The organism is Paraoerskovia marina DSM 21750, from assembly GCF_000701465.1.
Lineage (GTDB): Bacteria > Actinomycetota > Actinomycetes > Actinomycetales > Cellulomonadaceae > Paraoerskovia > Paraoerskovia marina.
The window spans coordinates 200,525-220,640 of the sequence record NZ_JNIY01000004.1 but is presented as its reverse complement, the minus strand read 5'-3'; the positions used below and the strand labels follow the sequence as shown (position 1 = coordinate 220,640).

The following is a 20,116-nucleotide window of genomic DNA, read 5'->3' as shown; positions in this document are numbered from 1 at the left end:
ATGGTGAAGACTCACGAACCACACGTGTGCGCCCTTCGGCGCACCGAACGACGGGCCCCAGTGTGCCCGAGGAGAGGGCAGCCATGCGGGAGATCTTTGAGGCGGAGCTGCAGCAGGTCGGGGACGACCTGCAGGAGATGAGCGCGCTGGTCGCCGAGGCGATCGACCGCGCCGGCCGCGCCCTGATCGACGCCGACCACCAGCTCGCGCAGGAAGTGATCGTCGACGACCTGGCGATCGACACGATCGAGCGCGCGCTCGACGAGCGCTGCCTCTACATCCTGGCCCAGCAGGCACCGGTCGCCACGGACCTCCGGATCGTCGTCACCGCGCTGCGGATGAGCTCGACACTGGAGCGGATGGGCGACCTCGCCCGGCACATCGCGCAGATCGCCCGAGGCCGCTACCCCGACCGGGCCGTCCCCGTGCTCGAGCCGACCCTGCGCGAGATGCACGAGGCCGCCACGCGTGCGGCTCGGCGTGTCCAGGGCCTCCTCGAGAACCGCGACCTCGAGCTCGCCGCGCAGGTCAAGGCCGACGACGCGATCCTCGACCAGCTCCACCGCCAGACGTTCACCACGATGCTGGACGAGGGGTGGACCGAGGACGCGCAGCAGACCATCGACGCGACGCTCCTGAGCCGCTTCTACGAGCGGTTCGGCGACCACGCGGTGTCGATCGCGCGCCGCATCGAGTTCCTCGTGACCGGCGAGCTGGAAAGCGCGGCCCACAGCCACCACGACAACTGACGCACGCCGGGTCCGCCCGGACCGACGACGACGGCGCCGCACCCTGCGAGGGTGCGGCGCCGTCGTCGTACGGCTTGGGAGGTCAGCGACCCTGGTTCGCCACGGCCGCGATCGCGTCCTTGGCCGCCTCGGGGTCGAGGTAGGTCCCGCCCGGCGTGACAGGCTTGAAGTCCTCGTCCAGCTCGTAGAGGAGCGGGATGCCCGTCGGGACGTTCAGACCCGCGATGTCCTCGTCCGAGATGCCGTCGAGGTGCTTGATGATGGCGCGCAGGGAGTTGCCGTGCGCGGCAACGAGGACCGTCTTGCCGGCCTTGAGGTCGGGGATAATCTCACCCTCCCAGTACGGGAGTGCGCGCTCGAGGACGTCCTTGAGGCACTCGGTCCGCACCACCGGGGCGTCCGCGTAGCGCGGGTCCTGGTCCTGGGAGAACTCCGAGCCCAGCTCGATCTCCGGCGGCGGGGTGTCGTACGAGCGGCGCCACAGCATGAACTGCTCGTTGCCGTACTCGTCGAGCGTCTCCTTCTTGTTCTTGCCCTGCAGCGCGCCGTAGTGGCGCTCGTTCAGGCGCCAGTTGCGCTTGACCGGGATCCAGTGCCGGTCCGCCGCGTCCAGCGCGAGGTTCGCGGTCATGATCGCGCGGCGCAGGAGCGAGGTGTGCAGCACGTCGGGCGTGACGCCGGCGTCGGTCAGCAGCTGACCGCCGCGCCGAGCCTCCTCCACGCCCTTCTCCGACAGCGGGACGTCGACCCAGCCCGTGAAGAGGTTCTTGGCGTTCCATTCGCTCTCGCCGTGGCGAAGAAGCACGAGTGTGTAAGTCATGGGTCTATCGTGCCCTACGGTCACGTCGATGACACGATCGTCCCGTCTGGCGGTCCGTCGAGGGTCAACTCTTGGCCTCGACACGGCCGGAGCAGGCATGGCTGGCGTTCTGGAGCGCGGGAGCGTTGACTGGAGCCATGCCTCTGGACGCACCGTACTCCCCCAGTCCCGACGAGTTCGTCCGCAACCAGGTGGAGCTCTTCGAGTCTTCCGGCGGGACCCAGGGCAACACGATGCGCGACGTGCCGATCATCGTGCTCTGGACCCTGGGCGCCCGCTCGGGAGCACTCCGCAAGACGCCGCTGATGCGGGTCGAGCACGACGGCAGCTACGCCGTCGTCGCCTCCCAGGGCGGCGGGCCGAAGCACCCGGTCTGGTACCGGAACATCTGCGCCCACGACCTCGTCGAGCTGCAAGACGGCGCCGAGCGGCGCGACTACCGCGCCCGCGAGGTCACGGGCGAGGAGAAGGCCCTGTGGTGGGAGCGCGCCGTCGCGGTCTGGCCCGACTACGCCGAATACCAGACGCGCACCGAGCGCGAGATCCCCGTGATCGTGCTCGAGGCCGTGTAGCCCGACACGCCCGGTCTCGACAGGCTCGACCGACGGGGTGCCGCTCGACCGGTGGAGGCAGCGCTCGTCGAGCCCGTCGAGACGACATACCCGGTCTCGACAAGCTCGACCGACAGGGACGCTCGACCGACGGGTCAGCCCCGGACGAGCTCGAGCGAGGCGCGCGCGTCGAGGGCCGCGGAATAGGCGTCGAGCACGCCCTGCGCGGTCCGGTCCCACCCGAACTGCTGGGCGATCTGCACGGCTCCGGCCCCGAGACGGGCCCGCCGCTCGGGGTCACCGAGCAGCGCGCCGATCTCGGCCGCCCACGTGACGGGTTCGTGGTCGGGGACGAGGACACCGGAGACGTCGTCGACGACGATCGTCCGCAGCCCGCCGACGGACGCCGCGACCACGGGGGTGCCGCAGGCCGACGCCTCGGCGGCGACGAGGCCGAACGACTCGTTGTGCGACGGCACGGCGACGATGTCGGCCGCACGGAACCACGTGGCGAGCTCGGCCCGGTCCACGGGCGGCAGCACCACGACGCGGTCGGCCACCCCCTCGACCGCGGCCAGCGCCTCGAGCTCTCGCACCGCCGTCGGACGTCCCGACGCCCCGCCGAGAATGGCGAGGACGGGGACCGGCTCCCCCGCCGCCCGCATGACGCCGAGCGCGCGGACGAGGACGTCGGGTGCCTTGAGCGCCTGGACGCGACCGGCGAAGACCACGAGCCCCGCGTCGTCCACCTCGGCACCGCACGCGCCGAGGTGAGCCCGGACAGCCTCGCGGCCCGGCCCGACCGGGGCGAAGTTCTGCAGGTCCACGCCCGGGGGCACCACGTGCACCTGGGCCGGGTCGGCGTCGTACTCCCGCACGAGGTCGTCGGCCTCGGCGGCCGTCGAGGCGATCAGGGCGTCGGCCTCGGCGGTCACCTGCTCCTCGCCGATGATCCGGCCGGCCGGCTCCGGCACGTCGCCGGGAGCGAGGGCGGCGTTCTTGACCCGGGCCATCGTGTGCATGGTGTGCACCAGCGGGACGTCCCACCGGTCCGCGACGAGCCACCCGACCTCCCCGGACAGCCAGTAGTGGCTGTGCACGACGTCGTACCACCCGCGTTCGCGCCCCGCCTCGGCGCGCAGGAGCCCGGCTGCGAAGGCGCAGAGCTGGCCGGGCAGGTCGTTCTTGTCGAGTCCCTCGAACGGGCCGGCCGGGACGTGGCGCACGACGACGCCGGGCTCGACCTCGACGCACGGCGGCTGGCTCGACGAGGTGGCCCGGGTGAAGATCTCGACGGCGGCCCCGCGCGCGGCCAGCGCGCGGGCGAGCTCGAGCACGTAGACGTTCATGCCGCCCGCGTCCCCGCTCCCGGGCCGGTCCAGGGGGGACGTGTGCACGCAGATCATCGCGACGCGCACGGGGCGCCCGGGTGCGGCAAGGTCCATGCGACCAGTATCAGCCCTCGACGGAGTCGACGAGTACGCATCCGGGGGCGGGAAGGCTCACACTGCCGAGGACGCGTGCCCGGCCGGTGACGCGGTCGACGCGCAGGCTGGTCAGCTCGTCGCCGTTCTGCTGCGCGACGACGACGAGGTCGCCGTCGTCGTCCGCCGTCGGCCCGGCGACGACGGCGAAGTGGCGCGGCCAGGCCCCGCCGATCGGGCTCTCGGCGAGCGCACGCAGCGAGACCTCGGTGCCGGACGTCTCGACCGCGTAGGCCACGATCGTGTCGGCGCCGCGCACCGCGACGTACAGGCGCGAGCCGTCCTGAGACAGTGCGACGTGCGAGGGGTACGGGCGGGGCTCCGAGGTGGCCGACCCCAAAGGGTAGGTGTGCGTGACGGTGGGCTCGGCGGACTCCTCGTCACCCAGGGAGACCACGAACACGGCCGGGTCGAGCTCGCCGACGACGAGGACCGCTCCGGGGACGTGGACGAAGTGACGCGGCCCCGTCCCGGCGGGCATCTGCACAGCACCGATCACGGCACCGTCGGGCGTGTAGCGCACGAGCTGGTCCGTGCCGAGGTCCGCGGACCACACCTCGTCCCCGACCGGGGCCACGAAGTGCGCATGTGGGCCCCCCTGACGGTCGGCGTCCGGGCCGCTGCCCTCGTGCTGGTCGACCGACGACGTCGCGAGCGGGAGCCCGTCCTCGTCCACCGGGAATCGTGCGACCGAGCCGCCGCCGTAGTTGGCCAGCCAGACCGTGTCGGGCGTCGCCGAGACGTGGCACGGCGAGGGGCCGCCGGTCGGGACGGAGGTGACGGGCTCGAGCGACTCCCGCGCGGCGTCGACGGCGAGGACGACCGCGACTCCCGTGTCGGTCTCGGACGCGGCATAGAGCGTCCGGCCGGAGGGGTGCAGCGCGAGGAACGAGGGCGACGGTGCCGTGACCACCTGGACGGGAGCGGTGAACGCACCCGTGGCGGCGTCGACGTCGACACGCCAGACACCCTCGCCCCGATCGGGCTCGGTGCCCAGCCCTGCGGCCGGGAACGTGCCGATCCACAGCGGGACGGTGCCGACCCACAACGGGACGGACGGGGTGCGAGGGGTCGTCTCAGAGGTCATCTGCCGACCCTACCGAGGCGGGCCGCCCTCGTGCGCCCGCACGCCACAGGCCCCGCACCCCTGACGGGTGCGGGGCCTGTGGTCGGTGCGATCAGTGCGCGGCGTCGTACGCCTCCTGCAGCTCGGCCGAGATGCGCCCACGGTCGCTGACCGTGTGGCCGTTCTCGCGAGCCCACTCACGGACCTGCGTCGCGTTGGACGAGCGTCCAGCCGGGCGTGAAGAACGACGCCCCTGCTTTGCCGTACGGCCCCCGACCTTTCGGCCGTTGGCGATCCACTGCGCGAAGGAGTCACGAAGCTCGGCCGCATGCTCCGTGCTGAGGTCGATCTCGTACGAGACGCCGTCAAGCGCGAACGTGACGGTCTCGTCTGCATTACCGGAATCGATGTCGTCGATCAAAATGACTTGGACCTTCTGGGCCACGGGTGCCTACCTCACGTCAGGATTGAAGTGCAATTTCAACCTGAGAATCGCACGGATCGGCTTTCCCGTCAATATGGAAAGGGGAATTCAGCTCGCATCTTTCGAGCCGGCTGCGTCACGCGCGTCCTCTTCTGCTTCCATTCGCGCGACCGCGAGCCGCTCATTGCGGTCCGCGCGAATAACGGCACGCATTGCGAACCAGAAGAGGAGCCCGACGCCGATCGACGGGACGAGTGCGGCGAGTGCCGGCCAGAGGGAATCCACGACGCAATCCTACGCGCTCAGGCGATCGGCTTGACGAGCGGGAAGAGGATGGTCTCCCGGACGCCGTAGCCGGTCAGCGCCATCAGCAGGCGGTCGATCCCCATCCCCATGCCCCCCGACGGCGGCATGGCGTACTCCATCGCCGTGAGGAAGTCCTCGTCCAGCCGCATCGCCTCGGCGTCGCCCGCGGCGGCGAGCAGCGCCTGCGCCTCGAAGCGCTCGCGCTGCACGACAGGGTCGACCAGCTCCGAGTACGCCGTGCCGAGCTCGAAGCCGCGGACGTAGAGGTCCCACTTCTCGACGACGCCGTCGCGGCTGCGGTGCGCGCGGGTGAGCGGGGAGGTCTCCACCGGGAAGTCCCGGACGAACGTCGGCGCGTAGAGGTTGTCGCCGACCAGGTGCTCCCAGAGCTCTTCGACCAGCTTTCCGTGATTCGCCGACTTCGGGTCGACCGAGAGCTCGAAACGGTCGATCTTCTGCATGAGGTGGTCCACCGAGGTCTCGGGCGTAATTTCTTCGCCCAAGGCTTCGGATAGGGAGTGGTAGAGCGAAAGGTCGGCCCAGTCACCACCGAGGTCGTATTCCTCACCACCGGGAAGCGTGACCTTTGTGGTCCCGAACACATCTTCGGCGGACTTCTGCACGAGGTTCTTCGTCAGCTCGGCCATGGTGTTGTAGTCACCATAGGCCTCATACGCCTCGACCATCGCAAACTCCGGCGAATGCGTGGAATCCGCACCCTCGTTGCGGAAGTTGCGGTTGATCTCGAAGACCCGCTCGACACCGCCGACGACGGCGCGCTTGAGGAAGAGCTCCGGGGCGATGCGCAGATACAGGTCGATGTCGTAGGCGTTCATGTGCGTCATGAAGGGCCGCGCCGCCGCACCGCCGTGGATCGTCTGCAGCATCGGGGTCTCGACCTCGATGAACTCGCGCCCGTGGAAGTTGTCGCGCAGCGAGCGCATCACGCCGGAACGGACGCGCACCATGTCGCGGGCCGCCGGACGGGCGATCAGGTCGACGTACCGCTGACGGACACGCGCCTCCTCGGAGAGCTCGACGGCGGTGCCGTCCTCGCGCTCGTAGAGGTTGGGCAGCGGACGCAGCGCCTTGGCCGCGATCTTCCACTCGTCCGCGAAGACGCTGAGCTCCCCGCGCCGCGAGCTGATGACCCGGCCGTGGGCGAAGAGGTGGTCGCCGAGGTCGACGTCCGCCTTGAAGGCCGCGAGCGACTCCGGCCCGACCACGGCCTGGCTCAGCATCACCTGCAGGCGGGCACCCTCGCCGTCCTGCAGCGTGACGAAGCAGAGCTTGCCGGTGTTCCGCAGGAACACCACACGCCCGGCGACGCCGACCTCGTCCTCGGTCTCCTCGCCGGTCTCGAGGTGGCTCCACCCGGACCGGACCTGCGCGATCGTGTGCGTGCGCGGGACCCCCACGGGGTACGCCTCGCCACCCTCGGCGAGGATGCGCTCGCGCTTGTCGCGCCGCACGCGCACCTGCTCCGGGGTCTCGTCGGTCGCGTCGGGCACAGCGGGGATGTCAGAGGAAGTCACCCGGCAATCCTACCGACCGTGGTCCGGTCCCTGGTCGGCCCGGACGTACTCGGGGCCCGGTGTGATCAGGACCGCAGGTCGAGGGCGAGGTCGAGGATCGGCGCCGAGTGCGTCAGCGCCCCGACGGAGAGGTAGTCGACCCCGGTCTGCGCGACCTCGCGCGCCCGGTCGAGCGTCAGGTTGCCGGTGGCCTCGAGCTCGATCCGGCCGACCGTGGCCTCGCGGGCACGGACCGCGGCGACGGTCGCCTCCAGGACGGGCGTCGGCATGTTGTCGAGGAGCAGGAAGTCGGCACCGGCGTCGAGCGCCTCGTCGGCCTGCTCGGCCGTGTCGGCCTCGACCTGGATCAGCACGTCCGGGAAGCGTGAACGGACGGCCTCGATCGCGGCGCGCACCGAGCCGGCCGCGACCACGTGGTTGTCCTTGACCATCGCGACGTCGTGCAGACCCATGCGCTTGTTGGTGCCGCCACCCGCGCGGACGGCGTACTTCTCCAGCGCGCGGAGCCCGGGCGTCGTCTTGCGCGTGTCGAGCACCTGCGCACCGGTCCCGGCCAGGGCGTCGGCCCACGCACGGGTCGCCGTCGCCACGCCGGACGCGCGGCTCGCGAGGTTGAGCAGCGTCCGCTCGGCCGTCAGGAGCACCTGCGTGGGGCCGCTCAGGGTGGCCAGGACCTGTCCGCGCACGACGGCGTCCCCGTCCCGGGCGGAGAACGTCACCTCCGGTTCGGGCAGGCCGAAGCGCTGCGCGACCTGGCGGAGCGTCTCGGTGACGACGACGAGGCCGGCGACGACGCCCTCGGCGCGCGCGACGAGGTCGGCCACCCCGGTGTCCGACGGGTCGACCGTCGCCTGGGTCGTGACGTCCCGACCGGGCGCCGCGCCGAGGTCCTCGTCAAGCGCGGTCTCGACGGCGCGGGCGATCCACGCCGGTGCGAGCGGCGGGTCGACCAGGGACGGGACGGCGGACGGGACGGCGTCAGGCAGGGAGGTCACGGGAGAACGGTAGCGTCGGCGGCCCGGTCCGCACCGGCCGTGACCACGAGCTCCCCGTCGTCGGCCAGCGCCACGGTGACCCGTCGGGCCCATGCAGGGTCGAGGTCCGGGTGGTCGGCACGGTAGTGACCGCCGCGGCTCTCGGTCCGGGCGAGGGCCGCGGCCGTGAGCGCCGCGGCGATCTGGCGCAGGTTGGTGGTCTCCCACTCGGCCGTCTGGGGTGCGGCGAGGACGCTCGTCCCCGCGTGCCGCAGGTGCGCGTCCGTCGGCACGCCGGCCAGACGGGCGGCGGCGCGGCGCAGCCCGTCGTCGGTGCGGATCACCCCGGGGCCGGCAGCCGCCGTCGCCTGGATCTTGGCGCGCGCAGCGGCGGGGACCAGGGCCGAGGGACCGGGACGTCGGGCGGGGGTGCCGGGCCGGAGCTCACCGCGCGCGACCCGGTCGGCGATCGCGTGCGCGGCACGGTGGGCGAAGACGAGCCCCTCGAGCAGGGAGTTGGACGCGAGCCGGTTGGCTCCGTGCACGCCCGTGCACGCGACCTCGCCGACGGCGTAGAGGCCGTCGATCGTCGACCGGCCGTCGAGGTCCGTGACGACGCCGCCCGAGTGGTAGTGCTGCGCCGGGGCCACGGGGACGGGAACCTCGGTCCAGTCGATGCCCTGGTCCGCGAGCCGCGCGGTGATGGTGGGGAACCGCCGTCGGAGGAAGTCCGCGCCCAGGTGCCGGGCGTCGAGCAGGACGTGGTCCGTGCCGGTGGCGGCCATCCGGCGGACGATCGCGTGGGCGACGACGTCGCGCGGGGCGAGGTCGGCCATCGGGTGGACCCCCTGCATGAAGGGGACGCCGTCGACGTCGAGGAGCACCGCGCCCTCCCCGCGGACCGCCTCGGAGATCAGCGGCAGCTGCCCCTGGGCCGCGGACCCGAGCCAGAGCACCGTCGGGTGGAACTGGACGAACTCGAGATCACCGAGCTCGGCACCGGCACGCAGTGCGGCCGCGAGGCCGTCCGCCGTGGCCTGGGGCGGGTTGGTCGAGGAGCGGAAGACCTGCCCGATCCCGCCCGTGGCGAGCACGACGGCCCCCGCGAGCGCCTGTCCGACGCCGTCGCGCGACCCCTCGCCCCGCACGTGCAGGGTGACACCGCAGGCCCGGGAAGCACCGTCGTCGTGCGGGTCCGTGGTCAGGACGTCAAGGACGAGGGCGTTCTCGATCACCTCGATACCAGGGTCGTTGCGCACGGCCTCCAGCTGCGCGACGAGAGCGCGGGAGATCTCGGCCCCCGTCGCGTCGCCACCGGCGTGCGCGATCCGGTCGGCGCCGTGCCCACCCTCGCGGGTCAGGGCGATCTGGCCGCCGTCGTCGAGGTCGAACGTCGCGCCGCGGGCCACGAGCTCGCGCAGACGGTCGGGGCCCTCCGTGACCAGCACCTCGACGGCGGCCGGGTCGCAGACTCCCCCGCCGGCGGCCAGCGTGTCGGCCAGGTGCGCGGCCGGCGAGTCCGTCGGCGCGAGGGCCGCGGCGATGCCGCCCTGCGCCCAGACGGTCGATCCGGACCACAGCTGACCCTTGGTCACCAGCAGCACGCGCGGCACCCGCGTGCGCAGCTCGAGCGCGGCGGTGAGGCCGGCGATGCCGGAACCGACGACGATCACGTCGGCGCGGGTGGTCCACCCGGGGTCGGGGGCCGCGAGGGTCCGTGCCAGGTGCACCGGACCCAGGGGGCCGTCGGTCACGCCTGGAACTCGTGGATCGGGACGCCGGACGGCTCGAGGTCGTAGCCGTCGGGCACCTGGCCGGGCTCGTCGGAGATCTCGACGATCTTGTTCTTCTCGTCGACGAACACGACGTTCGGCAGGTGGTGCCGCGCGTCGGCGGAGCTCATCATCCCGTAGGCGATGAGGATCACGACGTCGCCCGGGCGTACGTGGTGGGCCGCGGCGCCGTTGATGCAGATCTCGCCGGCCCCGCGCTCGCCCGGGATGACGTAGGTCGTCAGGCGCGAGCCGTTGGTGACGTCGACGACGTCGACGCGCTGGCCCGGGTACAGGTCCGCCGCCTCGAGCAGGTCGACGTCCACGGTGATCGAGCCGACGTAGTGCAGGTCGGCCTGCGTCACGGTGGCACGGTGAATCTTGCCGATCATCATCGGACGCTGCAGGGACGCGGGCGCGGGGTTGCTCACGACGATCCTTCCTCGGGGAGAGCGGTCACTTCTACCGCAACGTTGTCGAGCAGCCGGGTAGTCCCGACTCGTCCTGCCACGAGCAGGAGCGCGCGTCCGCTGAAGGACGGGTCGACCTCCTCTACGGTAACCGGGTCGACGAGCGCGAGGTAGTCCACCCGGACCCCGGGGACGTCCGCGAGCACCGTGGAGGCGCTCGCGAGGACGGCTGACGCGCCCCGGGGACCGGCGGCACGGCCGGCGGCGAGCGCCCGCGAGAGAGCCAGTCCGTCGGTCCGCTGCCCCGCGCTCAGGTAGGCGTTGCGCGAGGACAGGGCGAGCCCGTCGTCGTCGCGTGCCGTGGGGACGCCGAGGATCTCGACGTCGTGCTCGAGGTCGAGGACGAGCCGCCGGACCGCGAGCAGCTGCTGCGCGTCCTTCTCGCCGAAGACCGCGACGTCGGGCCGCGTGAGCCGCAGCAGCTTGTGGACGACGGTGAGCACGCCGTCGAAGTGCCCGGGACGCTGCGCACCCTCGAGTATGGTGCCGAGGTGCCCGGCGCTGACGGTCACGCGCGGGTCGCCGCCCGGGTAGACGGTCTCCCGCTCGGGCGCGAAGACGACGTCGACGCCACGGCCGTGCAGCTTCTCGACGTCGCCCGGCAGGTCCCGCGGGTAGGCGTCCAGGTCCTCGTGGGGGCCGAACTGCAGGGGGTTGACGAAGATCGTCACGACCACCTGCCCCTGGGAGCCGACGGCGTCGCGCGCGGCGTCGACGAGCAGGAGGTGCCCCGAGTGCAGCGCTCCCATGGTCATCACGACGGCGCGACGGCCCGTGCCCGGATGCGCGTCGAGCGCGGCGGCGAGGTCCGTGCGCGTGTGCACGACGGCGGTCATTCGTCTTCCTCCAGTGCGTCCAGCAGGCCCTGGGCCTGGTGGCGGTCGATACGGGCCGTGGCGAGGGTACGCCTCGTCGCGGCCCGGGCGAGCTCCCGGTAGGACGCCGGGACGTCTGTCGCGCCCTGCGTGGTGGCCAGCTCCTCGAGCACGCGCAGGTGCTCGACGACGGTGCCGACGTCTCCCCGGGCCACCGGTCCGGTCAGCGCGGCGATCGCCCCCGGGGACCCCTCGCGCGCCGCCGGGAGATCGTCGGCGAGGTCGACCTCGCCGTCGGTCAGGGGCTCCAGGGGCTCCAGCGGCGCGGTCGTGCCCGAGTCCGCCGCGCGCAGCGCGCCGTCCAGCGCGGCCCCGAGCAGCGGCTCCAGCACCCGGCCGGGACGCTCCACCCCGGCGGCCGCGAGCGCCTGGGCGGCCTGGGCGACGAGCACCACCAGATGGTTCGCCCCGTGGGCGAGGCCCGCGTGATAGAGCCCCCGGGCGGCCTCGTCGACCACGACCGGCTCGCCGCCGATCTCGACGACCAGCGCCTGCCCGATCGGCAGCACCGGCCCGGGGGCGGTGACGGCGAACGTCGTCCCCTCGAGACGGGCCAGGTCGAGGGACGTCCCGGTGAACGTCATGGCCGGGTGCACCGCCAGCGGAATCGCACCGCGCTGCCGCGCGGGGTCGAGCACGCTCGCGCCGTACCGGCCCGAGGTGTGCAGGACGATCTGCCCGGGCTGCCAGGCCCCGGTCGTGGCGAGGCCCTCGACCACTGAGGCGAGTGCGTCGTCGGGAACGGCCAGGACCACCAGCTCCGCGCGTTCGACGACGTCCGGGACCTCGAGCACGGGGACCCCGGGCAGCAGCGTGTCGATGCGCTCGCGCGACGCCTCGGACACCCCGCTCGCCCCGACCACCACGTGGCCGGCGGCACGGAGAGCACTGCCGAGCACGGCGCCGACCCGACCGGCGCCGACGACCCCGACACCCAGGCGACCGGGGCGCGCACCGACCCCGGCGCTCACAGCACTCCCTCGCTGACCGTGCGCATCCACTGCTCAGGCGTCGCGTGCTCGCGCGCCTCGTGTGCCCGAGCCGCCTGCGCGACCGTCAGGGCCACGGCGTCCGACTCGTCGAGGTGCGGGCAGCCCGGCGAGACCGGCCCGGGCGTCGAGTGCACGGCGAACGTGACGACGCCCAGCCGCCGCTGCAACGGGCCCTGCTGCAGACCCAGCGACTGGGTGCGCTCGTGCGGGACGACGTCGAGCGTGCGGTGGAAGTACCCCGAGCGCAGGAGCAGCGCGCGGTCCGTGACCGACCAGCCGTTGCGGCGCCACGACCAGGGGTCCACCCAGCGGGCACGCCGCGGCGAGACGGTGGTCCGCTCGCTCGGTCCGACGCCGACGAGCCCCTCCGTCAGGACGGCCACGGGGTCGTCCGTGCCGAAGTCGGGCAGCACGAGCCAGACCGCGAGCAGCGCGTCCGCCCGGGTCCCCACGGGCAGCAGGACGCTCTCGGCGGCCGACTCCTTCGAGCCCCCGTACCCGGCGACGTTCACCTCGACGCGCCACCAGTCCCGCCGGCGCCAGAGCAGCGGCTGGTGCACGACCACGGCCTGCACCCGGCCCGGCGGGATGGTCTGACGGCGCGTCTCGAGCAGACCGCTGCGCAACCGGATCCCGTCGGGCGAGATCCCGGCCGCGAACCCGAACTCCCGGGTGAACCGCGAGACCGCGAACGCCCCGAACCCCAGCAGGCCCGGGAGCACGACGAACAGCAGGAACGGCTCACGCGTCCCGGCGACGACCCCGGCGAGCGCGAGGACCGCCACGACGAACGCGAGCAGCTCCCACGAGAGCAGGATCGACCCGACGAGGCGCCCCGCCGGGACGTCGAAGACCGGCCGCTCCGGTGCGGCGGTCGCCTCCAGGACGACGTCGGCGTCCGCGGGAGCTCCGGCGGAGGCACGGACTGGCACGCCGGGCACACCGGCCTCGTCGACCTCGACGGTGCCGAGCCCTTCGCCGTGCCCTTCGCCGTCCTCGGTCGCGGCCGTGCCCGTCGTCCCGGTCGGCAGGGCGTCCGACGCTCCGGGCTCCTGCCCCGCGGTCTCGGCCCGCTTGGCCTGCCGCACCCCGGCCGCACGCTCGAGCAGCTCGTTGCGCAGAGCCTCGGTCTCGGACAACGAGAGCATCCCGAGCTTGATCCCGGAGTCCGCGCCACCGGCGACCTCGAGCTTGAGCTCCGCCAGGCCGAAGATCCGGCCCAGCAGCGGCTGGACGACGTCGACTGCCTGCAGCCGGTCGAGCCGTGCGCGCCGCTGCTGCCGGAAGAGGATCCCGGAGTTGACCTGGACGGTGTCCTCGCCGATCGCGTACTTCATGTACCGCCACGACAGCGCGGCGAACCCGATCCCGAGGACCAGGACGACCACCAGGCCGACGATCGACCAGAGCAGGTCCCCGAATCCCGGGATGCCCCCGCCTGCGCCGATGTTGTCGATCTGGGTGTTGGCGACCACGACGAGCGCCGCCAGGAAGATCCCCCACCCGCGCACCAGCGGTGTCACCGGGTGGACGCGCCGCCAGCGGAGGTTCTCCTCGCTCACAGGCCGGCCAGCCGGGACTCGCCCCGCGCGGCCAGCTGGTCCCGCAGCCGGTCAGCCTCGTGCGGAGGCAGGCCCGGGATCGTCGCGTCGGTGCTCGTGCTCGCGGTGTGCAGCTGGAGGGTGGCGATCTTGAGCCGGTGGTCCAACGGGCCGGCCTGCACGTCGACGTACTGCATCCGGCCGTACGGCACCACGACAAGGGTGCGGAAGAGGATGCCCCGGCGGATCAGCAGGTCGTCGTCGCGCTCGGCGTACCCGATGGCCGCGACCTGGCGGGGAATGACCACGATCGACTCCAGGAGCACCACCGCGGCACCGCCACCGAGGAACCACCACCACGGCGAGAGCGTCAGCGCGAGGACGACTCCCACCACCAGGGGTACGGCGAGCGTCAGGCCCGCGGTGATCAGCCGGGCGTGCACCAGGCGCGTCGAGACACGCGTCCACGTGATGCCGTCAGGGTCGAACGGTCCGCTCGAAGTCATGGATGCATTGTGGCACCGTCAGGCGTGCGCGCCCGCTTCTCCGGACTCCTCCTCCGGCCCGCGTGTGCTCTGCTCGTCGTCCTGGTCGGACGGCGGCACGCGGCACCAGTGCTCGGCGACGAGGCCGGCCCCGACGAGACCCACCGCGCACAGCGTCGCGACCCCGGCAGCCACGGCCTTGTCGGCCCGCGCCTCGATCCCGAACTGGCCGGCGACGAGCAGGACCTGTGAGCCGTACCAGCCCGTGAGCAGCGACCCGGCCAACGAGGCCGCCTTCGCGAGGATCAGGGTCCGCCCGGCCCGGACACCGCTCAACGAGGGACGGTCGCCCGCGATGTACTGGCGCACCGTCCACCCGGCCCAGAGCACGCCCAGGGCGAGCACGACGAGCGCCGCGTCCACGATCCACGGGACCGGCGAGACGTACGCACCGGTGCTCTCGACCACCCGCAGCACCGTCCACGCCACGGCGGCCGTGACGAGCACGACGAGGACGAGCGTGCGCAGTGACGTCCGCTGCACGATCCGGCTCAGCTCGTGGTGTCGTCAGGCGGACCGAGGACGCGACGGCGCTGCGGCGCGGACGGCGTCCAGGACTCCGGGGTCGAGGGCACGTTCGGCTGCTGCCCCGTCACCTGGGCGGGCAGGCCCTGCGAGTCGACGGGCCGTGGGCCCACGGGCTGCGGACGCGCCGGGAAGTCGGGGCGCTCGACGTCACGCTCGGCGGGACGGCCGTACCCCACGGGCTGGAAGCTCTCGGGGGGTGCCCACGGGGCCGGGGTGGGCGGCGCGGTCGACGCCGCCGCGACCGGCACCGGCTGCTGGGCGGGTGCGGGACGCTCGTCGTGCACCGGGGCCGGATCCGCTGGAGGCGCGACCGCCGGTGCGGGCGCGGGTGCCTGTGCGGGCGCGGGTGCCTCCTGCACCTCCGCCGGTGCGACGGTCTCCTGGGGTCCCGACATCGGCGCGTCGGTCAACCAGTCGAGCGCCATCCATCGGATCCCGCCGGCGTCCGGCGCCGTACCCGCGAGGGCCGCCACCGGGCCGCCACCGAGGCCGAGCAGCACTGCGTCGGGGTCGATCTGGGCCCACGGCTCCAGGACAAACGCCCTCTCCCGAGCCCGAGGGTGCGGGAGCGTCAGGTCACGGGTCTCGTCGACGATCGACCCGTAGCTCACGATGTCGACGTCCAGCGTGCGCGGACCCCAGCGCTCGGCCCGTTCGCGTCCGTGCGCGGTCTCGACCGCCTGGCACTCGTGCAGCAGCGACCGCGGCGAGAGCGTCGTGCGGGCGATGACGACGGTGTTCAGGTAGTCGTCCTGGTCGGGGCCACCGACCGCCTCCGTCCGCGCGAGCGGCGCGACCTCACGCAGCTCGAGCCCCTGGATCCGGTCCAGGTCGGTGACGGCGTCGCGCAGCGACTGCTTCGAGTCCCCGACGTTCGACCCGAGAGCGAGCACCACGTCGACGAACTTCTCGGGGACCATGTCCATGACGTCGCCGGCCGCGGCCGCCGGTACCGCAGGCTCAGGCTCGGGCTCGGGCTCGGGTTCCGTCGGGGCGATGATCTCGTCGACGGCGACCGGGCCCGTCCCCGCGTCGTCGGGCTCGACGGGCGCCTCACCCTCGCCGACGGTGTGCACGTCGCTCTCGTCGACCGCGAGCGGGGCAGCGGCGGCCGTCGGCTCGAAGGACGGCGCGTCGATGACGTACGCCGGCTCGGCGGGCGCGGGCTCGGCGGCCGCGGGCTCGGCGGCCATCGCTTCCGCGGGCACAGCGTCGGCGGGAATGGCGCCGGCGGGAACAGCTGCCGCGGGTGCCTCCGCCGGCGGCGGGGGAACAGGTGCGGCTGCCGGGACGGTCGCGGCCGCGCCGTCGTCAGGCAGTCGCACGTGGCCGACGACGACCGGGGCGGGCGGGAGGTTCTCGAGCGCGGACTCCTCCGCGGATCCGCCGATCGGCACGGGCGCGACGGCGGGTCGGCGCACCACCCGGTCGCGACGGATCGAGACGGCGGCGTCGTCGAACGGGACCGGGATGGGGGCCTCGGGCTTGTGCACGGTGACGTCGACGCCGTGGACGCCCGGGTTGGTCAGGACGGTCGCGGCGATGCGCTCGGCGACCGTCTCGATCAGGTCCGCGGACGGCCCCGTGACGATGTCGACGACGTCGGCCGCGACGTCGGCGTAACTCGTGGTCGCGGAGAGCTCGTCCCCCGCGGCGGCCGCGCGCGTGTCCACGTGCAGCGTGACGTCGACGCCGAACTCCTGGCCGTCGCGCTTCTCGTGGTCGAGCACCCCGTGATACCCGGTCGCGCGGATCCCCACCAGACGAATGGTGTCCAAGGGAAATCCATCGGGCCCCAGAAGCCCTCCGGGAAACTGGCTCACGTCGTCCTCCTGCATCGTTCGTTCACGGTCCGTGGCGCTCTGTGAAGACCGCCCTGAACCTTCTCACACCTTCCCTGCAGACTCCGCCTCTCCCCAGGCGGCAGCAACTCGGACGGCGTCGGCGCTGGGACGGACGTCGTGGACGCGGACGCACCACGCCCCGGAGGCGGCCGCCAGAGCGCTGAGCGCGGCCGTGGCGTGATCCCGCCGCTCCGGGGGCGCGGGGGTGCCGTCGTCGTCGGCGAGCAGGTGCCCGAGGAACCTCTTGCGGGAGGCGCCGACGAGGACGGGGAGGCCCAGGTCGAGCTCGGGCAGGCGGGCGAGCAGAGGCCAGTTGGCCGCTCCTGCCTTGGAGAACCCGAGGCCGGGGTCGACGACGAGGTCCGACCGGTCGACGCCCGCGGCACAGGCGGCCTCGACCCGTCGGGCGAGCTCTTCGCGCACGTCGAGCACGACGTCGTCGTACGCCTCGAGGTCGTCCATGACGTCCGAGGGGCCGCGCCAGTGCATCAGGACGTAGACGACGCCGAGGCGCGCGACCGTCTCGTACATCCGGGCGTCGGCGAGGCCGCCGGAGACGTCGTTGACGATTAGCGCCCCCGCCTCGACGGCCTTCTCGGCCACGACCGCGCGGGTGGTGTCGACGCTGACGACGGCGCCGAGCCCCGTGAGGGCCTCGACGACGGGCAGCACACGGGCGAGCTCGTCGTCGACGCTCACGCGCCCGGCTCCCGGTCGGGTCGACTCACCGCCGACGTCGAGGATGTCCGCGCCCTCGGCCAGGAGTGCCCGGCCGTGCGCGACGGCGGCGTCGGGGGTGAACCAGCGGCCGCCGTCCGAGAAGGAGTCGGGTGTGACGTTGACGACGCCCATGACGAGCGTGCGGTCGACGGCAAGGCGGTCGGGCAGCACGGCCGGCTACCGCCCGAGGACGAGACTCATGGCCTCGGCGCGGGTCGTGCCGTCGCGCATCTGCCCGCGCACCGCGGACGTGACGGTCCGCGCGCCCGGCTTCCGGACTCCGCGCATCGCCATGCACAGGTGCTCGCACTCGATCACGACGATGACCCCGCGGGGGTCTAGGTGCTCGACGAGGGCGTCGGCGATCTGCGTGGTGAGCCGCTCCTGGACCTGCGGGCGACGGGCGTAGACCTCCACCAGACGCGCGAGCTTCGACAGGCCCGTGATGCGGCCGTCGGCGCTGGGGATGTACCCCACGTGCGCGACGCCGTGGAACGGGACGAGGTGGTGCTCGCAGGTCGAGTACACCTCGATGTCCTTGACGAGCACCATCTCCTGGTGGCCGATGTCGAACGTGGTGGTCAGGACGTCCGCGGGCTCCTGACGCAGCCCCGCGAAGATCTCGCGGTACGCGCGGGCCACCCGGTCCGGGGTCTCGACCAGACCCTCGCGGTCGGGGTCCTCCCCGACCGCGAGCAACAGTTCGCGCACCGCGGCGCGCGCCCGAGCCTCGTCATAGGGCGGGACGACGTCGGGGCCGGGCAGGTCTGCTCCGACGTCCGGGGTCTCGCCCACGTCAGTCGCGATCCGGGGTCGACTCGCCGTCGGCCTGACGCTCCACGGGGCTGTCGACCGCACTGCTCGGAGGCACCTCGCCGATGTGCTCGGCGGGCAGCTCGTCCGCGGCGGCCGCCGCCTCGTCCTGCGGGACGACCTCGCCCTTCTGCTCGGCCTGCTCGGCCGGCGTCAGGACGGGTCCGCGGGTCTGCACGGTCCGCTGCTCCGAGGAGAGCCAGACGTCGCGCGGCTCGCGCTTGACCACCGGGGCGAAGACCTCGGCGAGCTCCGCCTGGTTGAGCGTCTCCTTCTCAAGGAGCGCGAGGACGAGCGCGTCGAGCACGTCGCGGTACTCGGTGAGCACCGACCACGCCTCGTCGTGCGCCGCCTCGACGAGCTTGCGCACCTCGTGGTCCACGGTGCCGGCGACCGACTCGGAGTAGTCGCGCTGATGGCCCATGTCGCGTCCCATGAAGGGCTCGCCGCCGGACGTGCCGAGGCGGATCGCGCCGACCCGGTCGCTCATGCCGTACTCGGTGACCATCTTGCGCGCGATCGACGACGCCTTCTCGATGTCGTTGCTCGCGCCCGTGGTCGGGTCGTGGAAGACGATCTCCTCGGCGACGCGGCCGCCCATCGCGTACGCGAGCTGGTCGAGCAGCTCGTTGCGCGTCGTGGAGTACTTGTCCTCCATCGGCATGACCATGGTGTAGCCGAGGGCCCGGCCGCGCGGCAGGATCGTCACCTTGGTGACGGGGTCCGTGTAGCGCATCGCGGCGGCGACGAGCGCGTGGCCACCCTCGTGGTACGCGGTGACCTTCTGCTCCTTGACGTTCATCACGCGGGTCCGCTTCTGCGGTCCGGCGATGACACGGTCGATGGCCTCGTCGAGCGCCCGGTCGTCGATCAGCTGGGCTCCCGAGCGGGCGGTGAGCAGCGCGGCCTCGTTGAGGACGTTCGCGAGGTCGGCACCGGTGAACCCGGGGGTCCGGCGGGCGACGGCGTTCAGGTCGATGTCCGGGACGATCGGCTTGCCCGCGGCGTGCACGCGCAGGATCGCCTCGCGGCCCTTGAGGTCGGGGGCCTCGACGGCGATCTGGCGGTCGAAGCGTCCCGGGCGCAGGAGCGCCGGGTCGAGGATGTCGGGACGGTTGGTCGCCGCGATGAGGATGACGTTCGTCTTGACGTCGAACCCGTCCATCTCGACGAGCAGCTGGTTGAGGGTCTGCTCCCGCTCGTCGTGGCCGCCGCCCATGCCGGCACCGCGGTGTCGCCCGACGGCGTCGATCTCGTCGACGAAGATGATCGCCGGAGAGTTCTCCTTGGCCTGCGTGAACAGGTCACGCACACGGCTGGCGCCCACACCGACGAACATCTCGACGAAGTCGGAGCCGGAGATCGAGTAGAACGGGACGCCCGCCTCCCCCGCGACGGCGCGGGCGAGCAGGGTCTTGCCGGTTCCGGGAGGTCCGTAGAGCAGGACGCCCTTGGGGATCTTGGCGCCGACGGCCTGGAACTTCTCGGGCTCGGAGAGGAACTCCTTGATCTCGTAGAGCTCCTCGACGGCCTCCTCCGCACCCGCGACGTCGGAGAACGTCACCTGCGGGGTGTCCTTCGAGGCCAGCTTGGCCTTGGACTTGCCGAAGCCCATGACCTTGGAACCGCCGCCCTGCATCCGCGAGAGCAGGAACCAGAAGACGACGCCGATGATCAGGAACGGGATGATGAACGACAGCATCGACCCGAGGAACGACGGCTGCGGGACCTCGGAGTCGTACCCGTCCGCCAGGTCCGCGGACTCGATCGCGGCGACGACCGAGTCGCCCTGCGGCTGGACGTAGTAGAACTGGACCGTCGTGCCCTTGTTCTGCTCCTCGCCGTCCTCGTCCTCGTACGTGAAGTCCTCGGAGAGCTCCAGCTGGACGCGCTGGTCGCCGTCGACGATCAGCGCGCTCTCGACGGTGTCACCGGCGAGGAGCTCGAGTCCCTGCGAAGTCTCGACGGGCTGCGTGCTCGGTGTGCGAAGGGTCGCGAACGCGATCCACAGCAGCAGCAATCCGAGGACGATCCATACGTACGGACCACTGAAGATTTTCTTGGCGTTCATCGGCGGCGGGGCACTACCCCCGGATCCCTCCAGTCG

Annotated in this window: 20 protein-coding genes; 2 read left to right on the top strand and 18 right to left on the bottom strand. The window is 72.6% G+C overall.

From position 1 onward, the window contains the following. Positions 1 to 83: 83 nt before the first annotated feature. Positions 84 to 749: a phosphate signaling complex protein PhoU gene (phoU, locus tag Q343_RS0107150; protein WP_029252905.1), complete on the top strand. Its 666-nt coding sequence runs from the start codon at positions 84 to 86 to the stop codon at positions 747 to 749. Positions 750 to 831: 82 nt separating this feature from the next. Here the strand turns inward: phoU and Q343_RS0107145 are convergent, their stop codons facing one another. Continuing rightward, a complete protein-coding gene (locus Q343_RS0107145) occupies positions 832 to 1,569 on the bottom strand; it encodes a phosphoglyceromutase (protein WP_029252904.1) in 738 nt (245 codons plus the stop codon). Positions 1,570 to 1,706: 137 nt separating this feature from the next. On the opposite strand from Q343_RS0107145, the gene Q343_RS0107140 reads away from it, so the two are divergent. Continuing rightward, positions 1,707 to 2,141, top strand: a complete 435-nt coding sequence (locus Q343_RS0107140) for a nitroreductase family deazaflavin-dependent oxidoreductase (protein WP_029252903.1) — start codon at positions 1,707 to 1,709, stop codon at positions 2,139 to 2,141. A 134-nt stretch (positions 2,142 to 2,275) separates the two neighbouring features. Here the strand turns inward: Q343_RS0107140 and mshA are convergent, their stop codons facing one another. The 17 genes from mshA to ftsH all read right to left on the bottom strand — a co-directional run bounded on the left by mshA (position 2,276) and on the right by ftsH (position 20,080). Continuing rightward, on the bottom strand, positions 2,276 to 3,565 hold the full coding sequence (gene mshA / locus Q343_RS0107135; protein ID WP_029252902.1) for a D-inositol-3-phosphate glycosyltransferase: 1,290 nt from the start codon (positions 3,563 to 3,565) through the stop codon (positions 2,276 to 2,278). A gap of 10 nt (positions 3,566 to 3,575) precedes the next feature. Next, a complete protein-coding gene (locus Q343_RS0107130; protein ID WP_052366975.1) occupies positions 3,576 to 4,691 on the bottom strand; it encodes a lactonase family protein in 1,116 nt (371 codons plus the stop codon). Between the two features lie 91 nt (positions 4,692 to 4,782). After that, a complete protein-coding gene (locus Q343_RS0107125) occupies positions 4,783 to 5,115 on the bottom strand; it encodes a histone-like nucleoid-structuring protein Lsr2 (protein ID WP_029252900.1) in 333 nt (110 codons plus the stop codon). A gap of 87 nt (positions 5,116 to 5,202) precedes the next feature. Then, a complete protein-coding gene (locus Q343_RS15335) occupies positions 5,203 to 5,379 on the bottom strand; it encodes a hypothetical protein (protein WP_169738965.1) in 177 nt (58 codons plus the stop codon). Positions 5,380 to 5,396: 17 nt separating this feature from the next. Then, positions 5,397 to 6,935 carry a lysine--tRNA ligase gene (gene lysS, locus Q343_RS0107120; RefSeq protein WP_052366974.1) on the bottom strand — a complete coding sequence of 513 codons (1,539 nt, stop codon included), beginning with the start codon at positions 6,933 to 6,935 and terminating at the stop codon, positions 5,397 to 5,399. Between the two features lie 65 nt (positions 6,936 to 7,000). Beyond that, positions 7,001 to 7,930: a carboxylating nicotinate-nucleotide diphosphorylase gene (gene nadC, locus Q343_RS0107115; RefSeq protein ID WP_029252898.1), complete on the bottom strand. Its 930-nt coding sequence runs from the start codon at positions 7,928 to 7,930 to the stop codon at positions 7,001 to 7,003. Beyond that, positions 7,927 to 9,663, bottom strand: a complete 1,737-nt coding sequence (locus tag Q343_RS0107110) for an L-aspartate oxidase (protein WP_248616773.1) — start codon at positions 9,661 to 9,663, stop codon at positions 7,927 to 7,929. Before Q343_RS0107110 ends, nadC begins: the two co-directional genes overlap by 4 nt. Next, the gene (gene panD / locus Q343_RS0107105) at positions 9,660 to 10,076 is read right to left on the bottom strand and encodes an aspartate 1-decarboxylase (protein ID WP_029252896.1); all 417 of its coding nucleotides are present in this window, start codon (positions 10,074 to 10,076) and stop codon (positions 9,660 to 9,662) included. The genes Q343_RS0107110 and panD overlap by 4 nt, the downstream gene beginning before the upstream one ends. A gap of 32 nt (positions 10,077 to 10,108) precedes the next feature. Beyond that, the gene (gene panC, locus Q343_RS0107100; RefSeq protein ID WP_029252895.1) at positions 10,109 to 10,987 is read right to left on the bottom strand and encodes a pantoate--beta-alanine ligase; all 879 of its coding nucleotides are present in this window, start codon (positions 10,985 to 10,987) and stop codon (positions 10,109 to 10,111) included. Continuing rightward, positions 10,984 to 11,997, bottom strand: coding sequence for a Rossmann-like and DUF2520 domain-containing protein (locus Q343_RS0107095; protein ID WP_029252894.1), 1,014 nt, complete (start codon positions 11,995 to 11,997; stop codon positions 10,984 to 10,986). The genes panC and Q343_RS0107095 overlap by 4 nt, the downstream gene beginning before the upstream one ends. Next, positions 11,994 to 13,580, bottom strand: coding sequence for a PH domain-containing protein (locus Q343_RS0107090; protein ID WP_043109750.1), 1,587 nt, complete (start codon positions 13,578 to 13,580; stop codon positions 11,994 to 11,996). Before Q343_RS0107090 ends, Q343_RS0107095 begins: the two co-directional genes overlap by 4 nt. Next, positions 13,577 to 14,065: a PH domain-containing protein gene (locus Q343_RS0107085; protein ID WP_029252892.1), complete on the bottom strand. Its 489-nt coding sequence runs from the start codon at positions 14,063 to 14,065 to the stop codon at positions 13,577 to 13,579. Before Q343_RS0107085 ends, Q343_RS0107090 begins: the two co-directional genes overlap by 4 nt. An 18-nt stretch (positions 14,066 to 14,083) precedes the next feature. Further along, on the bottom strand, positions 14,084 to 14,587 hold the full coding sequence (locus Q343_RS0107080) for a DUF3180 domain-containing protein (RefSeq protein ID WP_043109748.1): 504 nt from the start codon (positions 14,585 to 14,587) through the stop codon (positions 14,084 to 14,086). An 8-nt stretch (positions 14,588 to 14,595) separates the two neighbouring features. Continuing rightward, complete coding sequence (folK, locus tag Q343_RS14860) at positions 14,596 to 16,410, bottom strand: 2-amino-4-hydroxy-6-hydroxymethyldihydropteridine diphosphokinase (protein WP_248616772.1); 1,815 nt, start codon at positions 16,408 to 16,410, stop codon at positions 14,596 to 14,598. Between the two features lie 108 nt (positions 16,411 to 16,518). Then, positions 16,519 to 17,328, bottom strand: a complete 810-nt coding sequence (gene folP / locus Q343_RS0107070; protein WP_052367047.1) for a dihydropteroate synthase — start codon at positions 17,326 to 17,328, stop codon at positions 16,519 to 16,521. Between the two features lie 45 nt (positions 17,329 to 17,373). Then, positions 17,374 to 17,991, bottom strand: coding sequence for a GTP cyclohydrolase I FolE (gene folE, locus Q343_RS0107065; protein WP_052366972.1), 618 nt, complete (start codon positions 17,989 to 17,991; stop codon positions 17,374 to 17,376). A gap of 1 nt (position 17,992) precedes the next feature. Beyond that, positions 17,993 to 20,080 (bottom strand): ATP-dependent zinc metalloprotease FtsH, encoded by a 2,088-nt coding sequence (ftsH, locus tag Q343_RS0107060; protein ID WP_029252887.1) that lies wholly within the window; start codon positions 20,078 to 20,080, stop codon positions 17,993 to 17,995. Positions 20,081 to 20,116 lie beyond the last annotated feature (36 nt).